Consider the following 18,273-nt stretch of genomic DNA (forward strand, 5'->3'; position numbering starts at 1 on the left):
ATGGAACAGGAAGCCATGCTCGCGCGCGCGCAAGTGGACGTCATCGCCGCCGACGCGGCGCGCTTTCCCAAGGACCTCATGGACGCGATCGGGTTCGACCGCGTCATCGCGCTCCACCCGGAAGGGCGCGCACGCGTGTGCTTCGAGGGGCCGGCGCGGCTCGCGCATTCGGGCGGGGAGGTGATCCAGGGCGGCATCCTCGGCGCCTGGCTCGATCACGCGATGGCATGGGCGGCGTGCGCGCGGGAAGAGGGCGCGGCGATCGCCACCCTCGAGATGAAGGTCAGCTACCTCGGTCGCGTGCAGCCCGGCCCGTGCGTGGCCGACGTGCGCGTGGTGCGCTGGGGTCGGCGGGTGGTGTTCCTCGAAGGGATCCTGGAGCAACCGGAAGGGACGGTCGTCGCGACCGCCTCTTCGACGGCGATGCGGCTGGGCGGCTGATCGGCGGATTGCTGGCCAGCCACTCAGTCCATGATCTTCGCGACAAGTGGGGTCCGCTCATCAAGGCTGCCGGCGTGAAGCTGGAGTGAGACTTCATCGCCGGGGGCCTTCGAGACACCCCTGAGCCTGTCTACCGCTTCCGCGAGCGAGAAGAGGCGGCAGGCGTCTTGGAGGGCAACCGGGAAAGGGCTGCGGCACGGCAGACATCCAGAATCTCGTCGGCGAGGGGCGAGTCGTCGGGACAGGCCCGCGACAGCACGATCGCACCGATCGCCTGCGCAATGACGTCGATCTGCCTGGCGCGCACGTCGCTTTGCCGACCGCCTGCCTCCGGCGCGTCGAACGGGTTGCCCAGAGTGGCCAGCAGGCCTTCCAGGCCGATCGCGAAAGCCGCCTTGACCGACTCCGGCTGGCGCGCGGCATCGCCGCACAGCGCGGCCATCGTGCAACCTTCGCCAGGGGCGTCGCGGTGCTCGCGCGACACATAGTGCGTGACGAATTCCCTCGCGTCGACGCCCTCGGCCCTGGTGGCCGTCTGCGCGAAACCACAGTTCGCCGCTTCCGCCATCAGCTCGGTCTTGGACCCGAAGTGCTTGTAGAACCCGCCGTGGGTGAAGCCTGCCGCCGCCATCAGGTCCGCGATGCCCACCCCGTCGTAGCCACGCTCGCGAAACAGCGTCGAGGCCGTCTCGACGATGTGCGCCCGGTTTGCTTGCGCCTGCGCTTTGGTGACCTTCATGTCCAGATCTCTTGAGGTATGTCGTGCGTGAAGTCAGAAATATACATTGATGTCACTCATCATCAAAGTTCTTGACTTCAAAGATGATGATCGACATCATTATGAAAAACGGCGATTCACCTTCTAACCAAGAGAAAGCACATGACCTCCCATTCCACCGTTCTCATCACCGGCGCCTCGACCGGCATCGGCACCATCTATGCCGAGCGCTTCGCACGCCGCGGCCACGACCTTGTGCTGGTTGCCCGCGACAAGGCGCGCCTCGAAGCGCTCGCCGCGCGCCTGCGCGACGAAGCCGGTGTGGCCGTCGACATCCTTTCGGCCGATCTGACCGAGCCCGGCGACCTGGCCGCGGTCGAGGCCCGTCTGCGCGAGGACGCCAGGATCGACACGCTGATCAACAACGCCGGGGCCGCGCTGTCCGGGCAGTTCATCGACCAATCGACAGACGATGTCGCCCGCCTGGTCGCGCTCAACACCACGGCACTGGTCAGGCTCGCGAGTGCCGTCGCCCCGCGCCTGGCGCGGGCCGGCCATGGCGCGATCGTCAACATCGGGTCGGTGGTTGGCCTGGCGCCCGAGTTCGGCATGTCGGTCTACGGTGCGACCAAGGCGTTCGTGCTGTTCCTGTCCCAGGGACTGAGCCTGGAGCTCTCGCCCAAGGGCGTCTATGTGCAGGCGGTGCTGCCTGCCGGCACCCGTACCGAGATTTGGGATCGTGCCGGCATCGATGCCAGTGCGATGCCTGACCTGATGGAAGTGAATGAACTCGTGGATGCCGCGCTGGTCGGCTTCGACCGCCGCGAACCCGTGACCATTCCGCCACTGCACGATGGCGCACGGTTCGAGGCGCTGAACGCGGCACGCCAGGCCCTGATCGCGGACATCCGGCAGGCGCAGGTGGCAGAGCGCTATCGAAGCGCCGCCTGAACGGCAACGCGCCGGAACGCACGAGCGACACGCTGATGAACAGTCCCCAATGAAAGCGCTTCGATCGGTATGGAAAGAAGGAACCCGAGGTGCGGGACGATGATGATCTGGTCCGCATCCACGCGGCGAGCGTCAATGCCCTTGACACGAAGATCAAGCGAGGCGAGTTCAAGCTGATTCTTCCCACCGCCTTCCCCTTGTTCCGGGGAACGACGTGGCCGGCACGGTCGTTCGGATGGGTGTTCGCGTTCGCGGCTTGACGCGAAATGTCGGGACGTCGAGCCGGCCGTTCGATACCGACGCGAAATTCACGCTGGCTCGGTGGTCAGGCCGGAAGCGGCGCAACCGATCACACATTGAATTTGTAAACCTTCTTGTTCATCGGTGGCCTTGGACCGATACTGTACATCCATACAGTCATTGGAGTCCTTTTTGGCCATTTCCCTGTCATGGGCCGATGGCGATGAACCGTCGTTGGCCCCTGCAAGTCCACCGCCCTCAGTGCAGCCGCGGCGCGCGCGCGTCGTGCTACCGCACGCGATCGAATCCGCCGTCTGGCGCGGCGACGCGCTCGGCTCGCCGGTCACCTCGACCGTGCGCACAGGCTTCGACGGCCTCGACGCCGAGCTGCCCGGCGGCGGCTGGCCCTGCGGCTCGCTGACCGAAGTGCTGCAAGTGCAGCCCTCGGTGCTCGAGTGGCGGCTGCTCGCGCCCGCCATGCGCACGCTGGTGGCCGAGGGCCGGCAGATCGTCGTCATCGGCCCACCGAAGGCCCCGCATTTGCCGGGCCTGCACCACCTCGGCCTGGACGAGCGCCACCTGGTCTGGATCGCGGCGGACAAGCCGGTCGAGCGCCTCTGGGCGACCGAGCAGCTCATCAAGGCCAATGCCGCGGGCATGCTCGTCAGCTGGCTGCCGCAGGCCCGCCAGGAGCAGATCCGGCGACTGCAGGTCTGTGCCCAGGGCTGCGACAGTCCCGTCGTGCTGTGCCGGCCGGCCGCGGCCGAGCACGAGGCCTCGGCCGCGCCGCTGCGGCTGCAGGCGCGCTTCGGCATCGACTGGGAGCTGCGCATCCATCTGCTCAAGCGCAAGGGCCCGCCGCACGAGGGCGAGTTGCGGCTTCCCTCGGTGCCCGGCGGTCTCGAGGCGATCCTGACGCCACGCCTTCGCCACCCGAGCCGCCTCGTCGCGGCCCGCCAATCGCGGGAGCTTTCCCATGCTGTGGGCAGCTCTTCTTCCCGACAACCTGCCGGACGGCCCGCAACCGCGCACTGAAGCGCTCGATGGGCTTGCGACGTGGTGCCTGCAGTTCACCCCGCGCGTTGCGGTCCTCGAAGCGCTTCTGACATGCCCGGCGGTCGTCATGGAAGTCGAACAGAGCCTGCGCCTCTTCGGCGGCAAGCGCCGGCTGGTCGAACGCGTGCGCGAGGAAGCGCCCGACCTCGGCGTGCGGCAGCTGGGCTGGGCGCCCACGGGCCTGGCCGCGCTCGCGCTGGCGCGGGCCGGGCTGTCGAACGGTTTCGCGAAGCCGCTCGCAACGCTGCTCGATGCGCTGCCGCTCGAGACCCTGACCGCCGTCGCGGCCCACCACGCGACGCTGGCCCGGCTCGGATGCCGCACGCTCGGCCAGGTCCGCGCCTTGCCGCGCGGCGGTCTCTCGCGTCGCTTCGATGCGCAGCTGCTCACCGCGCTCGACCAGGCCTACGGGCTGCGCCCGGAGATCTATCCCTGGGCGCAGCTGCCCGAAAGCTTCCATGCCCGGCTCGAACTGATGGCCCGCGTCGAGCATGCGCCCGCGATGCTGTTCGGCGCGCGCCGCCTGATGCTGCAGATGGCCGGCTGGCTCATGGCGCGGCGATCCGGCGTGACCGCATTCACCCTGCGCTGGTGCCACGACGCGATGCGCGCCAGGAGCGCCGGCGACGGCGGCGAGCTCACCGTGCGCACGGCCCAGGCCACGCGCGACACCGACCACCTGATGCGGCTGCTGGCCGAGCACCTGGGCAAGGTCGAGCTGCTTGCGCCCGTGGGCGACCTCGAGTTGCTGGCCACGGAAGTGCTGTCGCTCGAGGAGAAGAGCCTGTCGATGCTGCCCGAGGCGCGGCAGTCGGGCGAGAGCCTGGCGCTGGTGCTCGAGCGCATCGCGGCGCGGCTCGGCCCCGACCGCGTGCTGCGCCCCGTCGTCCTCGAAGACCACCGCCTGGAATGGATGTGCCGCTGGCGGCCCGCGCCCGAGCCCGCGCCGCGCGCCAGATGCCGCAGCGTCGACGTGCCGCAGCCGACCTTCGTCCTGCCGAAGCCGCTGCGCCTCGCGACGCGCGACAGCCGGCCGGTCTACCAGGGCGTGCTGCAACTGCTCGCGGGGCCGCACCGTGTCGAGGGCGGATGGTGGGACCGCACCACGGTGGCTTGCGATGCCGATGCCGATGGCGGTGCGCAGGAGACCACGCGGCATGCCGCGCGGGACTACTGGGTGGCCGTGAGCGAGCATGCCGGCGTGCTTTGGATCTTCCAAATGCGTCTCGCGCAGGACGAGACCGCGTGGTTCCTGCACGGCACCTTCGCCTGATCGGCTCGCGATGAAACTGCCCGACTACGCCGAGCTGCGGTGCGTGAGCAATTTCAGCTTCTTGCGCGGCGCGAGCCAGCCCCACGAACTGGTCGAGCGCGCGAAGCAACTGGGCTACACCGCGCTCGCCATCACCGACGAGTGCAGCCTGGCGGGCGTCGTGCGCGCGCATGTGGCCGCGAAGGACCACGGCCTCAAGCTGTTGATCGGCAGCCAGTTCCTTGTCGAGCCTGACGAGCAGGGCGACCCGGAGGCCGCGCCGTTCACGCTCACCGTGCTGGCCTGCCATCTCGAGGGCTACGGCAACCTGTCGGCGTTCATCACCAAGCTGCGCCGCAGCTCGGAGAAGGGCTGCTACCGGCTGACGCGCGCGCAGCTTCGCGGCGACGAACTCGCCGGCTGCCTGGTGCTCGCTTCGCCCCGGCGCATGGCCACGACGGCGCAGCTTGGCAGGCTCGCGCGCTGGCTGCAGCGGGAATTCCCCGGGCGCTGCTGGTTCGCGGTGGAGAAACTGCGCCTGCTCGACGACGAGATGTGGCTGCATCGCCTGGGCGAGATCAGCGCGGCCACGCAGATTCCGCTGGTGGCCGCGGGCGACGTGCATTTCCATGTGCGCTCGCGCAAACCGCTGCAGGACGTGATGACCGCCACGCGCCTGGGCAAGCCGCTCACCGAGTGCGGGCTCGAACTGCAGCCCAATGCCGAGCGGCATCTGCGCACGCGGCTGCGGCTTGCGCAGACCTATGCGCCCGAGCTGCTCGCCGAGACGCTCGAGGTGGCCGCGCGCTGCAGCTTCAGCCTCGACGAACTGCGCTACCAGTACCCCGACGAGGTGGTGCCCGCGGGCGAGACGCCGGCGGGCTACCTGCGCCGCATCACCTACGAAGGGGCGGGGCGCCGCTGGCCGGACGGCATTCCGGCCAAGGTCCAGACGCAGATCGAGTACGAACTCGCGCTCATTGCCGAGCTGAAGTACGAGCACTACTTCCTCACCGTGGCGGACATCGTGATGTTCGCGCGCTCGCAGCACATCCTCTGCCAGGGCCGCGGCAGCGCCGCCAACAGCGTGGTCTGCTACTGCACGGGCGTGACCGAGGTCGACCCCGGCCGCATGAGCGTGTTGTTCGAGCGCTTCATCTCGAAGGAGCGCAACGAGCCGCCCGACATCGACATCGACTTCGAGCACGAGCGGCGCGAGGAGGTGCTGCAGTACCTTTATGCCAAGTACGGCCGCGAGCGCGCCGCGATCACCGGCGTGGTGATCAGCTACCGGCCGAAGAGCGCGATCCGCGACGTGGGCAAGGCGCTCGGCATGCCGCTGGAGACGGTGGATGCGATCGCCAAGGGGCACCAGTGGTGGGACGGCGGTGCGGTGCGGCCCGAGCGGCTGCAGGAGGTGGGCCTGTCGGTCGATTCGCTCCAGGTGCAGCAACTGCTGCAGCTGACCGGGCAATTGATCGGCTCTCCGCGCCACCTGAGCCAGCACACGGGCGGCTTCGTGCTGACCAAGGGGCCGCTGTGCCGCATGGTGCCGATCGAGAACGCCTCGATGCCCGAGCGCACCGTGATCGAATGGGACAAGGACGACCTCGACGCGCTCGGCCTGCTCAAGGTCGACTGCCTCGGGCTCGGCATGCTGACCGCGATGCGCAAGGCGCTCGACTTCATCGGGCTGCGCAAGGGCTGCGTGTTCGGCATGCAGGACATTCCCGCGGAGGACAGCGCGACCTACGACATGATCTGCAAGGCCGACACCGTCGGCGTGTTCCAGATCGAGAGCCGCGCGCAGATGAGCATGCTGCCGCGGCTCAAGCCCCGCTGCTTCTACGACCTGGTGATCGAGGTCGCGATCGTGCGGCCCGGGCCGATCCAGGGCGGCATGGTGCACCCGTACCTCAACCGGCGACAGGGCAGGGAGCCGGTGGTCTACCCGAGCGAGGCCTTGAAGGAGGCCCTCGGCCGCACGCTGGGCGTGCCGGTGTTCCAGGAGCAGGTGATGCAGATCTCGATCCTGGCCGCGGGCTTCACGCCGGGCGAGGCCGACGGGTTGCGGCGCGCGATGGCCGCCTGGAAGCGCAAGGGCGGCCTCCAGCACTACCACGCGAAGATCGTCGACGGCATGACCGCGCGCGGCTACGACGAGGGCTTTGCCCGGGCCATCTTCGAGCAGATCAAGGGCTTCAGCGAGTACGGGTTTCCGGAAAGCCATGCCGCCTCGTTCGCGCTGCTGGTCTATGCGAGCTGCTGGATCAAGTGCCATCACCCGGCGGAGTTCCTCGCGGCCATGTTGAACTCGCAGCCGCTCGGCTTCTATTCGCCCTCGCAGCTCGTTCAGGATGCACGGCGCCATGGTGTCGACGTGCGGCCCGTCGACGTGATGTACAGCGGCGTCGACTGCACGCTCGAAGACCTGGCGCACACGCCGGCCGTGCGGCTCGGGCTGCGCATGGTCGGCGGGCTCGCGTCGGCCTCGGCCGCGCGCATTGCCCGGGCCCGCGCGCAGCAGGTGTTCGACAGCGCGGAAGACCTGGCGCTGCGCGCGCGGCTAGAGCTGCACGAGATGAAGCTGCTGGCCGCCGCCGATGCGCTCGCGAGCCTGTCGGGCCACCGACGCCAGCAGGTCTGGGATGCGGCGGGGCTGCGCGCCGCGCCGGCGCTGCTGCGCGAGGCGCCGGTCGACGAGGATTTTCTTGAACTCGACGCCGCGCCCGAGGGCGAGGAGATCGTGTTCGACTACGCCTCGACCGGCCTGACGCTGCGCCGGCATCCGCTCGCCTTGCTGCGCGAACGCCTCGCGCGGCGCGGGCTGATGACCGCGCGGGAGCTCGACGCGATGGAGAACGGCGAGCAGGTGAGCCACTGCGGCATCGTCACCTTGCGCCAGCAGCCCGAGACCGCGAAGGGCACGATCTTCGTGTCGCTCGAAGACGAGACCGGCGTGGTCCAGGCGATCGTCTGGAAGAGCCTGCGCGACGCGCAGCGCCAGGAACTGCTGGGCGCGCGGCTGCTCGCGGTGCACGGCACCTGGCAGCGCGAGGGCGCGGTGAAGAACCTGGTCGCGTCGCGGCTGGAAGACCTCACGCCCTTGCTCGGGCGTCTGGCAGGGGCGACGGTGAGCCGGGATTTTCGGTAGGGCGCTGCCCGACGGATTCGCATCTGCCAGAGCTGCTTACGCCTGGTCGCAGCGGATCGTGCGGGCCAGACTTTCGGAAGGGCGGCCGATGCCGCGCCCGCCGGGGCATCGGCAAGCGCAGCGGGGGCAGTGGCGAGCAGGCTCCAGCCCGCCAGTTCACGCTATCCTCGCTTGGTATTTCACAAGAATTCCAACGATATATGCATAAAGATCTGCACTTCACGCCTGAACCCACCCTGGTCGAAAAAGCGCGCAGGGAGTTGGAAACGCGGTTCGTCACGCTCATTCTGCCTCCGGGCTCCGTCTGGACCGAGGGTTCCCTCAGCGAACTGCTCGACATCGGCCGCACTCCGGTTCGCGAGGCGGTCGTGAGCATGGCCATCGACGGTCTCGTAACCGTGATCCGGCGCGCGGGGATCGTGGTGAGCGAAATCTCTGTCGAGGACCAAATGGCGGTGCTGGACGCGCGCCGGGTGTTGGAGAAACTGGTGTCGATTCGTGCGGCAGTTCGATGCACCGACGACGAGCGCAGACAACTGCTCGAAATGGCAGACGGCATACAGCGCGCTGGAGAGTCGCAGCAGGCCGAGGCGTACCTTCAGTTTCACTTCCAAATCAAGCGGTTCGTTGCGCAGTGCGCGCGAAACAAATTTGCAGCTCGCGCTCTCCGCCCGCTCCACACGCTGTCGCAGCGGTTCTATTTTGCGCACCATCGTGCTTTCAACAACCTTCCTGTGGTGGGTCCAGCACATGCCGAACTCACGCGTGCCATTGTCGCCGGTGACGAATCAAAAGTAGCCCAGCACTGCGACAACGTCAGTGACATCGCCGAGCAGTTCACCAGGAATTTGCTCGGGAGCAGCCACGGCATCAGAGGCTAGCGTAAACCCTATAGTTTTTTTTTGCCCTCCTTAATATATTACTAACACTAGTTCAGATATACCAGCCTTTGACCGGCTTCCATGCCCAACCAGGAGACAACAATGACCAACTTTCATCGACGCCGGGTTCTGCAGGCGGTTGCCGCGTCGTCAACAGCACTGATTGCCGGGATGCCCGCCATCGTCTTCGGACAGAAGCCGACCAAGTGGCGGGTTCAGACCCTCTGGAGCGCGGGCGAAGACACTTTCAAGTACTTCGAGGAATTCGCCGAGAAGGTGAAGGTCAATACGGGCGGCCGGCTCGAGATCCAGACCTTTGCGGCCGGCGCTGTGGTGGGCGCCTTCGAAACCCTGGATGCAGTCAGCCAGAACGTACTGCAGGGCCAGTCGACGTACCCTGGCTATTGGGCGGGCAAGGAGCCGGCGTTGGCCGTCATCGGCGACTTCGCCTTCGGATACCGCTCGCCGGAGCAGCAGAACCGCTGGCTGTACGAGAAGGGCGGCATCGAGATGCTGCGCAAGGCCTACCAGCGCTTCAACGCTTACACCGTGGGCGCGACCTGGTGGGGCGTCGAGTCCCTCACGTCGAAGAAGCCCATCCGGCGTCCCGAGGATTTCAAGGGTATCAAGCACCGTGGCGCCCAGGGCATTGCTGCGGAAACCATCGCCAAGATGGGCGCGTCCATCGTCGTCCTGCCCGGCGGTGAGGCCTACTCCGCCATCGAGAAAGGCATTGTCGACAGCGTCGACTGGTCCACGATCTCGGTCAATGCCAAGGTCGGGTTCTTCGAGGTCGCCAAGTACGCGACTTTCCCCGGCTTCCACTCGATGCCCATCCAGGATTTCACAGTCAATGCCAGTGCCTGGAAAAGCCTGCCCGACGATGTCAAACAGATCCTGGAGCGTACCTGGCGCGAGTTCTCGACCACCCAGGTGAGCCGCATTGCCGAGAACGACAAACGCGTCGCGGCCGAAGTGCAGAAAAAGGGTGTCGAACTGGTGGTGTGGTCGGATGCCGACATCGCTCGTGCGCGCCAGGTCGCCCAAGGCGTGGTTGATGAATGGGCCGCGAAGGGGCCGCTCGCCAAACAGGCGGCGGAATCCCAGCGCGCCTTTCTGCGTGAACTGAAGCTGCTGGCCTGACGCGCATGAACCACTACGTCCGATTCGTGGGACATGTGAACGAGTGGGTCGGCCGGATTGCCGGCCTGCTCATCGTGGCAGTCGTCCTGATCATCCTCAAGGAAGTCATCGGCCGGGGCGTGTTCAATGCACCATCCCTGTGGGCCGACGAATCCATGACCTACCTCGCCGGCATGGCCTATGCGCTAGGCGGTGGCTTCACGCTGCTGCATCGCAAGCATGTGATCGTCGATCTGGTGTACCAGCCCATCGCGGACCGTGGCGGCCGTTTGAAAAAGTACGTCGACGTCATCGCGTTCGGCCTGTTCTCGATCTACTGCCTGACGCTGATCTATTTCGGCGCGGAACTGGCCTTGGCGTCGATCCGCGAGCACGAGGGAAGCGGCACGCTTTGGAATCCGGCGCTGTGGCCCGTGAAGCTCGCCATTCCGATCGCCGGCGTCCTGCTGCTGCTGCAAGGCTTCGCCAATTTGCTGGTCGATCTCGGCCTTGCCCCCAATCCCGCTGCAAGAGACATTCATGGCCGTTGATACCTTGACCCTTCTCCTGCTTCTGGCGCTCGTTTCGGCGCTGGTGGTCGGTGTGCCCATCGCATTCGCAACCGGCGCCGTCGCTGTGGTGTTCGGCGTCTGGTTGTTCGACGTGAACACGTTGAATCTGATCGTCAGCCGCGTCTTCACACTCATGGGGAACCAGATCCTGGTCTCCGTGCCGCTCTTCATCCTGATGGCGATGGTGCTCGAAAAAGCCGGCATCGCAGAAGACATCTTCAAGGCCGCGTACGTGTGGTCCGGGCGCATCCGTGGAGGCCTTGCCGTCGCTGTGATCATTTCGTGCGCGCTGATGGCGGCGATGGTCGGCGTGATCGGTGCAGAGATCGTGACGATGGGTGTCGTGGCGCTGCCGGCCATGCTCAAGCGCGGGTACGGAAAGTCGCTCGCGCTGGGCTCCATCTGCGCCGGCGGTGGACTTGCCACGCTGATTCCTCCCAGCGTGGTCCTGATCATGTATGCATTGACGACCGGCACTTCCATCGGACAGCTCTACATGGCGGGCATCCTGCCCGGCCTCATGCTGGCAGGGCTCTACATCATCTATGTGGTCACGATCTCTTATCTGAAACCCGAGATCGCACCCGCTGCGCCGCCAGAGGAAATCAACATTCCCCTGTCGGAGAAAATCGGCTATCTCAAGAAGCTGATCCTGCCGGGCGCCGTAGCTTTCGGGGTTCTTGGTTCCCTGTACATGGGCGTTGCCACGCCGACCGAAGCGGCAGGCATCGGTGTCGCCGGCGCGGTGGTGGCAGCCGCAGTGAATCGGCGCCTGAGCTGGGCCGGCATGTCCAGCGCCGTGGTGGAGACCACCAAGGTCACCTGCATGCTGTACTGGTTGTTCTTCGGTGCTTCCGCGCTGATCGGCATCTACACCATTGCCGGCGGCACCCAGTACCTCAAGGACCTGATTGCCGGGCTGCCCATTGGCAAGTGGGGCATCCTGCTGGTCGTCAACCTGGTGTGGGTCGTCCTCGGCTGCATCATCGACTGGATCGGCATCCTGCTGTTGACCGCGCCGATCTTCGTGCCTGTGCTGGTCGCTCTCGGCTTCGATCCAATCTGGATCGGTGTGTTGTTCTGCATGAACATGCAGATCTCCTACATCTCTCCGCCATTCGGACCCGCGGCCTTCTACCTCAAGGGCGCCGCGCCGCCCGGCATCACGATGGGCGACATCTTCCGCTCCGTCTGGCCCTTCATCGGCATCCAGGTGTTGGCCGTCCTGATGCTGGTTGCCTTCCCGGAAATCGCGCTGTGGCTGCCGCGCACCATGCTCGACAACTGAAGGAGTTGCTCATGACGAGTCAATCGCGATTGCTGGACAGCCGTCCGGTAGAGATGGTCACGACCGATGTGCTGGTGGTAGGCGGCGGCGCGGCCGGCTTGGCAGCGGCTTGCACGGCGGCGCGGCAAGGGCTGAAAGTGACGCTGCTCGAACGCTACGGCTTCTGCGGTGGCGCGGCAGTGGCCGGCCTGTCGGGCACCATCTGCGGTCTGTACCTCGCACGCCCCGACGCTGCGGGCAAGCCGGAAAAGATCGTCTTCGGCTTCGTCGACGAATTCATCACCGCCATGAACGGCAGAGGCGGACTGACTGGGCCAGTGCGTTACGGCGACACCTATACGCTGGTGCACGAGCCATTGGCGTGGCGGGAAACCGGCGATGAACTGCTGCAGCGCCATGGTGTTCAGGTGATCTATCACGCAACCGTGATCGGCGTGCACATGGAGGGGGGTGAGCGCGTGGAAGGCGTAAGAGCCTTCACCAAACAGGGCGCCATCGACATCCGTGCACAGGTCACCATCGATGCCAGTGGCGACGCCGACATATTTGCAATGGCTGGCTTGCCGACGAATGTGGGCGCGAACGGAAAAGTACAGAACCCCACCATGATCTTCCGGATGGGAAACGTGGACGTGGAGCGCTTCCTGGCAACCTACGGCAGCGACGCGATCATGCCCGAGGCCGTGTCCAAGGCGATTCTGGCGGCAAACGCCGCGGGCACCTACGAACTGCCTCGCACCAAGGCCTTCCTGTTCCCGACGCCGCGCGAGAACGAACTGCTTTGCAACTGCACGCGCGTCATCGGCCGCGACGGACGTGAACTCAACCCGTTGGTGGCGGCCGACCTCACCGAAGCCGAAGTCGAGGGCCGCCGGCAGGCACGCCAGTACTGGGCGTTCTTCCGGGCGAACCTGGCCGGCTGCGAAAGCGCCACGCTCAACGACACCGGCGTGCAGGTCGGCGTGCGCCAGACCCGCCAGATCGCGGGCATCGACACCCTGCAGAACCAGGACGTGGAAACCGGACGCAAGCGATCCGACGCCATTGCCCGTTCAGCCTGGCCGATCGAATTGCACAGCGGGAGCAAGCCACGGCTTTCGTGGCTGTACGAGGACCACTACGACATTCCGCTGGGCTGCTTCATTCCGCGCCAGGGCGAATCCCTGCTGGCGACGGGCCGCTGCCTCAGCGCACAACACGAAGCCATGGCGTCCGCGCGCGTGACTGCGCAATGTTTCAGCTACGGACACGCAATGGGCCATGCCGCAGCCCTCAGCGTTAAGGAAAAAGTTTCGGTGCGCAGCCTGCGCGCCTCCGATGTCAGAACACTCTTAAACAAGGATGGAGCCCAACTCGATGCATGACGAAGAACTCAACCTGGATGTGCGCGGCCGCGTTGCCGTGCTGACGATCGCTCGCCCCGCGCGGCGCAATGCGCTGGGCGATGCGCTGGTGGCGCGCCTGCGCGAATCGATGACCCAGCTCGATGGCAGGGAGGACGTGGGCGCCATCGTTCTGACGGGCGGAGCGCCTGGCTTCTGCGCCGGCAGCGACCTCAAGGAACTCGGCGCCATGTCGTTGGACGACATGTGTGCCCACGAAGCCCGCACCGCGCTCTTCTGCCGCGAGATCGCCATGCTGCGCAAACCCGTCGTTGCCGCCGTGGAGGGCTTCGCACTGGGCGGCGGCTTTGTGCTGGCGGCTAGTTGCGACGTGGTGGTCACGGCGCGCTCCACCCGCTGGAATCTCCCGGAGGTCGAGATCGGATGGATCCCGCCATGGGGCCTCGAATCGGTGATCAGTCGCGTCGGCCGCACGCGGGCCCGGCAACTGGTCTGGGGCGGCACACCGTTCCACGGCGACGAGGCGATGCGCCTCGGGCTGGCCGATCACCTCACCGAAGACGGCGCGGCCCTGGACCGTGCGATCGAGGTCGCTGCCTCCTATGCCCGCCTTCCGCAAGAAGCCATTGCCGCCACGAAGCTGTACTTCGCCTCGCACGGCGCCCCCGATGGTGAAGGCGGCGATCTGCTCGCGTCGCACTTCTTCAAGGACAACTGCCGCCATGCCACTGCGCAGGCGACCCTCAGGAAATTCGGAGTGAAAGTATGAGCAAGATCTGCTCGGTGGAAGAAGCCGTTGCGGTCGTCAAAAGCGGCGATGCGGTGGCCAGCGTGGGTGTGATCGGATGGATCACGCCGGATGCGCTGCTCAAGGGCCTGGCGGACCGTTTCAAGGCATCGGCCGAACCGCGCGATGTGACCTTCTATTTTCCCTGCGGCACCGGCGATGCGATGGCCATCCGAGGCATGGACCATGTGGCGATCGAAGGCCTCATGAAGCGCATCGTGTCCGGCTCCTACGTCAACCCGGTCGATCCCGTGACCGGCAAGCGCCCCGAGCTGATGCGCTTGATCCGGGAAAACCGCATCGAAGCCTACAGCTGGCCCATAGGCGCCAGCATGCACTGGCTGCGCGAAGTCGCGCGGCGCAGTCCGGGCTACCTCACGAAGATCGGCCTCGACACCTATGCCGATCCGCGCCAGACCGGCGGCAAATTCACCACGCTCGCCGAAGACGACCTGATCAAACGCGTTGAATTCGAGGGCGAGGACTACCTGTTCTACCCGAGCTGGCCGCTCGATGTGGGCTTCATCAGGGCTTCGACGGCCGACGAATTCGGCAACCTGTCATTCGAGGACGAACCCATTCATTCCGCAGCGCTTCAGATCGCACTGGCGGTCAAGGCATGCGGCGGCACCGTCATCGCTCAGGTCCGCCGGATCGTGGAGCGAGGCAGCCGCCCTGCGACCATGGTCAAGATCCCCGGCGTGCTGGTCGACAAGGTGGTGGTGGACGAGCATCAGATGATGACCACTCAGGTGCCGTATGAAGAAAGCTATTTGGGCGGTGTGCCCTGGGATGGCCAGACGGATGACCGTCTGCCTCTCGGCACGGACAAGATCATTGCGCGGCGCGCGGCGCTCGAAGTGCGGCCAGGCGTGACCTCCATCTTTGGTTTCGGTGCTTCGTCCGACGTGCCCACCGTCCTGCTGGAAGACGGCCATTTCAAGGAAGGCGGGTACCGCGACTACCAATTCACAACAGAACATGGCCCGTTCGGCGGCTTGGTGATGAGTGGCTGGCAGTTCTCGGCCAACAAATACCCCGAGGCGTTGCTGGACGGTGTCAGCCAGTTCGATTTCATCGATGGCGGCGGATGCCCATTCGCGGCCCTGGCCTTTGCCCAGTTCGACGAGGCGGGCAACGTGAATGTCTCGCGCTTCGGCGTCGCCAATCCGGGCGCCGGCGGCTTCATCGACATTGCCTATAACGCGCGGGAGCTGCTGTTCACCGGCACGTTCACCACGGGCGGCCTCGAGGTCGAGTTCAAGGATGGCAAGCTGGTCATCCTCAAGGAAGGCAAGGTCAGGAAGTTCGTGAAGGCCGCAGACCACATCACCTACCCCGTGCGGCGCAACGTGGCCGAGCGCGGCCAACAGGCCAAGATCATCACCGAGCGCGCGGTCTTCGAAGTCCACCCCGACGCGCTGGTGCTGACGGAAATCGCACCCGGGATCGATCTGCAGACCCAAGTGCTCGACATGTTGGACGGAGTGACGGTGCGCCTTGCGGCCGACCTGCGCGAAATGGACGCAGCGCTCTTCCGCTGAACCCGCTCCCGCACCGACCCGTGCTGCCAGAGGCATCTTGATCTTGAGGTGCGTTTCGCGCCATTAATCAAATCCCAATCTACACAAAAAGTTATTAACCGGCGGTGTTCAGCATCGAGTCCTGCCAGCAAAGACATGTCGTCCGAGCTCGCATCGAACTGGAGTCACCGTGCCGAACCGCCACATCGAAACTTACGTGCCTTGCACCGCGCCGCGATCCGCGCATGAGTTGCAGGGTCGCCACCGCTGCGGCAAGACGCCGGCGTGAGAGCCTCTGCGATCTTCGCGGGGGGGCCGAGAGCCATGGCGGGGGCGGCCATCGTTGCAGGCGTCCTGGTCGCGGGCGGCTGCACGACGCAGCCGGACTACCGGCCTCCGGCGTTTTCTGCGCCGACAGCATGGTCGGCAGCGGTGCCTCTTCCCGATGCGGCGGCTGCATTCCCCGGTAATCGTTGGTGGACGCTCCTCAACGACAGCGCCATCAACGAACTGGCTGACCATGCAATGGCCGACAGCCCGTCGGTGGCGCAGGCCGTGGCGCGTGTCGATGAGGCGCGTGCAAGTCTCGGCAGCGACGCGGCGCAGCGCCTGCCAGCGATCTCGCTGAACGGCACGGCGACGCGGGCTCGCAGCCTCGGCACAAGCGGAGACACCTCGGCCACCTCGCTCGAGACCACCGCCTCTGCAGGACTCGGCTTGAGCTGGGAGATCGATCTCTTTGGCCGGGTCCGAAAGTCGGTCGAGGCGGCAAAGCATCGGCTGGATGCCCGTACGGCTGACGCGGAGGCCGCGCGGCTGAGCCTTGCGGCGCAGATCGCCAACTCGGTGCTGGCACTGCGCGCCTGCGACTTCTCGCGCGCCGTTGTGCGCGAGGACATCCGTTCGCGCGAATCGGTCCTTGCGCTGACGCTTCGACGACTGGCGACAGGTTTTGTCGCGCCCGTCGACGTGGCTCGCGCGCAAAGCGGTCTCGCCGCTGTGCGGACCAGCCTGGCGCTTCGCAATGAATCGTGTGCGCGCATCGTCAATGGTCTGTCGGCACTCACCGGTCGCGATGCTGCGCAGGTTCGCAGCGCGGTCCCGTCCGCCGGCACGGCCGCGGTGATGCCGAAGGCGCCGCCCGTTGCGCTGGCCCTGCCCGCGACGGTGCTCGCCGCGCATCCTGCCGTCGTTGCGGCCGAACGTGAAGTGGCTGCGAGCTGGGAGCAGATCGCGGTCGCGCGGGCAGAACGACTGCCGCGAATCGACCTTGCGGCGGCGATCAGCGGGCAGTGGCTTCGCGCGGGTGGCAGCACGCTCGACTTCACGACCTGGGCACTGACGCCGGCGTTGTCGGCGCCTGTCTTCGACGGAGGTGCCGGCGCCGCGCAGGTCGAAGGTGCACAGGCAAGGCATCGGGCCGCGGCAGCCACGCTGCGTGCGGTGTTGCGCACGACGAGCCAGGAGGTGGAGAACGCCTTGGCCGCCGTCGCGTCCTCCCGCGAACGCATCGCCAGCACGCGTGAATCGACCGATGCTGCAAGGCGCACGCTGGCCGCCACCGAAGCGCAATGGCGCGCGGGCGCCGTGAGCCTGTTCGAACTCGAAGACGCGCGGCGGCAGGAATCCGCTGCGCAGGACAGCGCCATCGCGGCGGCGCATGACGCCGCCCAGGCCTGGGTCGCGCTGGTGCGCGCGGCCGGGCCCACTGCCATCACCACCGAAAGCAACGCCTATGTTCTACCCCGTCTATCAGCACGCTGAGCCCCTCGCAGGGATGTTGCCTTCGTTGGCGCGTTGGCGATCGCTGCGCGTGCCGTTGCTGGTCGCCGCAGCCGTCGTTGCCACCGGCGCCGTGCTCGTCGCGGCACTGCCCCGGGCCGCGGCGACCACGCCGCCGCCCGGGGTGCCGCCTGCGTTGACGGTCACCGTTGCGGCGGCACGGCAGGTCACCTGGCCTGCCGTGCTCGATGCCACGGGCACGATCGTGCCCTGGCAGGAAGCGATCGTCGGATCGCAGGCGGCAGGCCTGCGCCTGACCGAGGTCAACGTGAACGTCGGCGATCCGGTCAAGCGCGGCCAGGTGCTGGCGCGGTACGACGACACCGGCCTGCGCGCCGAGGTCGCCCAGTTGCGCGCCGCGACCGTGCAAGCGCGTGCCACGGCGGCCCAGGCCAACGCCAATGAGCAACGCGCCCTCGCGCTGCGCGGCAGTGGGGGAATCAGCGACCAGGAGGTCCAGCAGTACGTCACCCAGGCCGAAACTGCGCGCGCGCAGGTCGAGATTGCGCAGGCCCAGCTGGAAGCGAAACAGGTCCAGTTGCGCCATGCCAATGTTGTCGCGCCCGACGACGGTGTGATCAGCGCGCGCAGTGCCTCGCTGGGGGCGGTGGGAGCAAGCAGCCAGGAGTTGTTTCGCCTGATCCGCCAGCAGCGGCTGGAATGGCGCGGCGAAGTCACTGCCATGCAGCTGCTGGACATCGTGGAAGGCCAGCGCGTCGAACTCAGCCTGCCCGACGGCGGCAGCGCCACGGCGCGCGTCCGCCAGACCGCGCCCGCGCTGGACGCGCGTTCGCGCATGGGCATGGTGTATGCAGACATCACGCGCCCGGGAAGCACGCGTGCCGGCATGTATGCCGCCGGCCGCATCGTGCTCGCGCAGCGGCCCGCCATGGTCGTACCCGCGGCCAGCGTCGTGATTCGCGATGGCCGCAGCTACGTCTTCAAGGTCCAGGAAGAGGGCGGCGCCGCGCATGTGGCCGCGCAGGCCGTGACGCTCGGCCGGCGCCAGGGCGGCGAGGTCGAGATCATGGAAGCGCTGCGCGAGGGTGAGCGCGTGGTGGCCCAGGGCGCCGGGCTCCTGAACGATGGCGACGTGGTTCGCATCGCACGGCCGGCGGCCAGCGCACCGCTGGTCTCTGCCGACCTTCCGGCGCGAGGATGAG

The 18,273-nt window shown here is 66.7% G+C and carries 15 protein-coding genes; 14 read left to right on the plus strand and 1 reads right to left on the minus strand.

Features of this window, described 5'->3' with window-relative positions; all coding sequences use genetic code 11:
- A complete protein-coding gene (locus tag AC3A6G_RS21245) occupies nucleotides 1-441 on the plus strand; it encodes a PaaI family thioesterase (RefSeq protein ID WP_487862102.1) in 441 nt (146 codons plus the stop codon).
- Nucleotides 442-571: 130 nt separating this feature from the next.
- Here AC3A6G_RS21245 and AC3A6G_RS21250 read toward each other — a convergent pair whose 3' ends face one another.
- Nucleotides 572-1,180 (minus strand): TetR/AcrR family transcriptional regulator, encoded by a 609-nt coding sequence (locus AC3A6G_RS21250; RefSeq protein WP_487862101.1) that lies wholly within the window; start codon nucleotides 1,178-1,180, stop codon nucleotides 572-574.
- A 141-nt stretch (nucleotides 1,181-1,321) separates the two neighbouring features.
- On the opposite strand from AC3A6G_RS21250, the gene AC3A6G_RS21255 reads away from it, so the two are divergent.
- The 13 genes from AC3A6G_RS21255 (at nucleotide 1,322) to AC3A6G_RS21315 (ending at nucleotide 18,272) form a co-directional block, all read left to right on the plus strand.
- Nucleotides 1,322-2,110, plus strand: a complete 789-nt coding sequence (locus AC3A6G_RS21255; RefSeq protein ID WP_487862100.1) for an SDR family NAD(P)-dependent oxidoreductase — start codon at nucleotides 1,322-1,324, stop codon at nucleotides 2,108-2,110.
- 501 nt (nucleotides 2,111-2,611) lie between these two features.
- Nucleotides 2,612-3,385 (plus strand): translesion DNA synthesis-associated protein ImuA, encoded by a 774-nt coding sequence (imuA, locus tag AC3A6G_RS21260; protein WP_487862099.1) that lies wholly within the window; start codon nucleotides 2,612-2,614, stop codon nucleotides 3,383-3,385.
- On the plus strand, nucleotides 3,327-4,679 hold the full coding sequence (locus tag AC3A6G_RS21265; RefSeq protein ID WP_487862098.1) for a Y-family DNA polymerase: 1,353 nt from the start codon (nucleotides 3,327-3,329) through the stop codon (nucleotides 4,677-4,679). Before imuA ends, AC3A6G_RS21265 begins: the two co-directional genes overlap by 59 nt.
- A 10-nt stretch (nucleotides 4,680-4,689) precedes the next feature.
- Nucleotides 4,690-7,812 (plus strand): error-prone DNA polymerase, encoded by a 3,123-nt coding sequence (locus tag AC3A6G_RS21270; RefSeq protein WP_487862097.1) that lies wholly within the window; start codon nucleotides 4,690-4,692, stop codon nucleotides 7,810-7,812.
- Nucleotides 7,813-8,012: 200 nt separating this feature from the next.
- Entirely contained in the window at nucleotides 8,013-8,693 is a 681-nt protein-coding gene (locus AC3A6G_RS21275; RefSeq protein WP_487862096.1) for a GntR family transcriptional regulator, read from the plus strand.
- Nucleotides 8,694-8,795: 102 nt separating this feature from the next.
- A complete protein-coding gene (locus AC3A6G_RS21280; protein WP_487862095.1) occupies nucleotides 8,796-9,836 on the plus strand; it encodes a TRAP transporter substrate-binding protein in 1,041 nt (346 codons plus the stop codon).
- Between the two features lie 5 nt (nucleotides 9,837-9,841).
- A complete protein-coding gene (locus AC3A6G_RS21285) occupies nucleotides 9,842-10,366 on the plus strand; it encodes a TRAP transporter small permease subunit (RefSeq protein ID WP_487862094.1) in 525 nt (174 codons plus the stop codon).
- A complete protein-coding gene (locus AC3A6G_RS21290; protein ID WP_487862093.1) occupies nucleotides 10,356-11,675 on the plus strand; it encodes a TRAP transporter large permease in 1,320 nt (439 codons plus the stop codon). Before AC3A6G_RS21285 ends, AC3A6G_RS21290 begins: the two co-directional genes overlap by 11 nt.
- An 11-nt stretch (nucleotides 11,676-11,686) precedes the next feature.
- Nucleotides 11,687-13,039, plus strand: coding sequence for an FAD-dependent oxidoreductase (locus AC3A6G_RS21295; RefSeq protein WP_487862092.1), 1,353 nt, complete (start codon nucleotides 11,687-11,689; stop codon nucleotides 13,037-13,039).
- Nucleotides 13,032-13,787, plus strand: coding sequence for an enoyl-CoA hydratase/isomerase family protein (locus tag AC3A6G_RS21300; RefSeq protein WP_487862091.1), 756 nt, complete (start codon nucleotides 13,032-13,034; stop codon nucleotides 13,785-13,787). The genes AC3A6G_RS21295 and AC3A6G_RS21300 overlap by 8 nt, the downstream gene beginning before the upstream one ends.
- Nucleotides 13,784-15,349, plus strand: coding sequence for an acyl CoA:acetate/3-ketoacid CoA transferase (locus AC3A6G_RS21305; protein WP_487862090.1), 1,566 nt, complete (start codon nucleotides 13,784-13,786; stop codon nucleotides 15,347-15,349). The genes AC3A6G_RS21300 and AC3A6G_RS21305 overlap by 4 nt, the downstream gene beginning before the upstream one ends.
- Before the next feature lie 303 nt (nucleotides 15,350-15,652).
- Nucleotides 15,653-17,092, plus strand: a complete 1,440-nt coding sequence (locus AC3A6G_RS21310) for an efflux transporter outer membrane subunit (protein ID WP_487862089.1) — start codon at nucleotides 15,653-15,655, stop codon at nucleotides 17,090-17,092.
- Nucleotides 17,093-17,105: 13 nt separating this feature from the next.
- A complete protein-coding gene (locus AC3A6G_RS21315) occupies nucleotides 17,106-18,272 on the plus strand; it encodes an efflux RND transporter periplasmic adaptor subunit (RefSeq protein WP_487874488.1) in 1,167 nt (388 codons plus the stop codon).
- Nucleotide 18,273 lies beyond the last annotated feature (1 nt).

This window comes from Variovorax sp. Soil_C_26 (assembly GCF_057657075.1).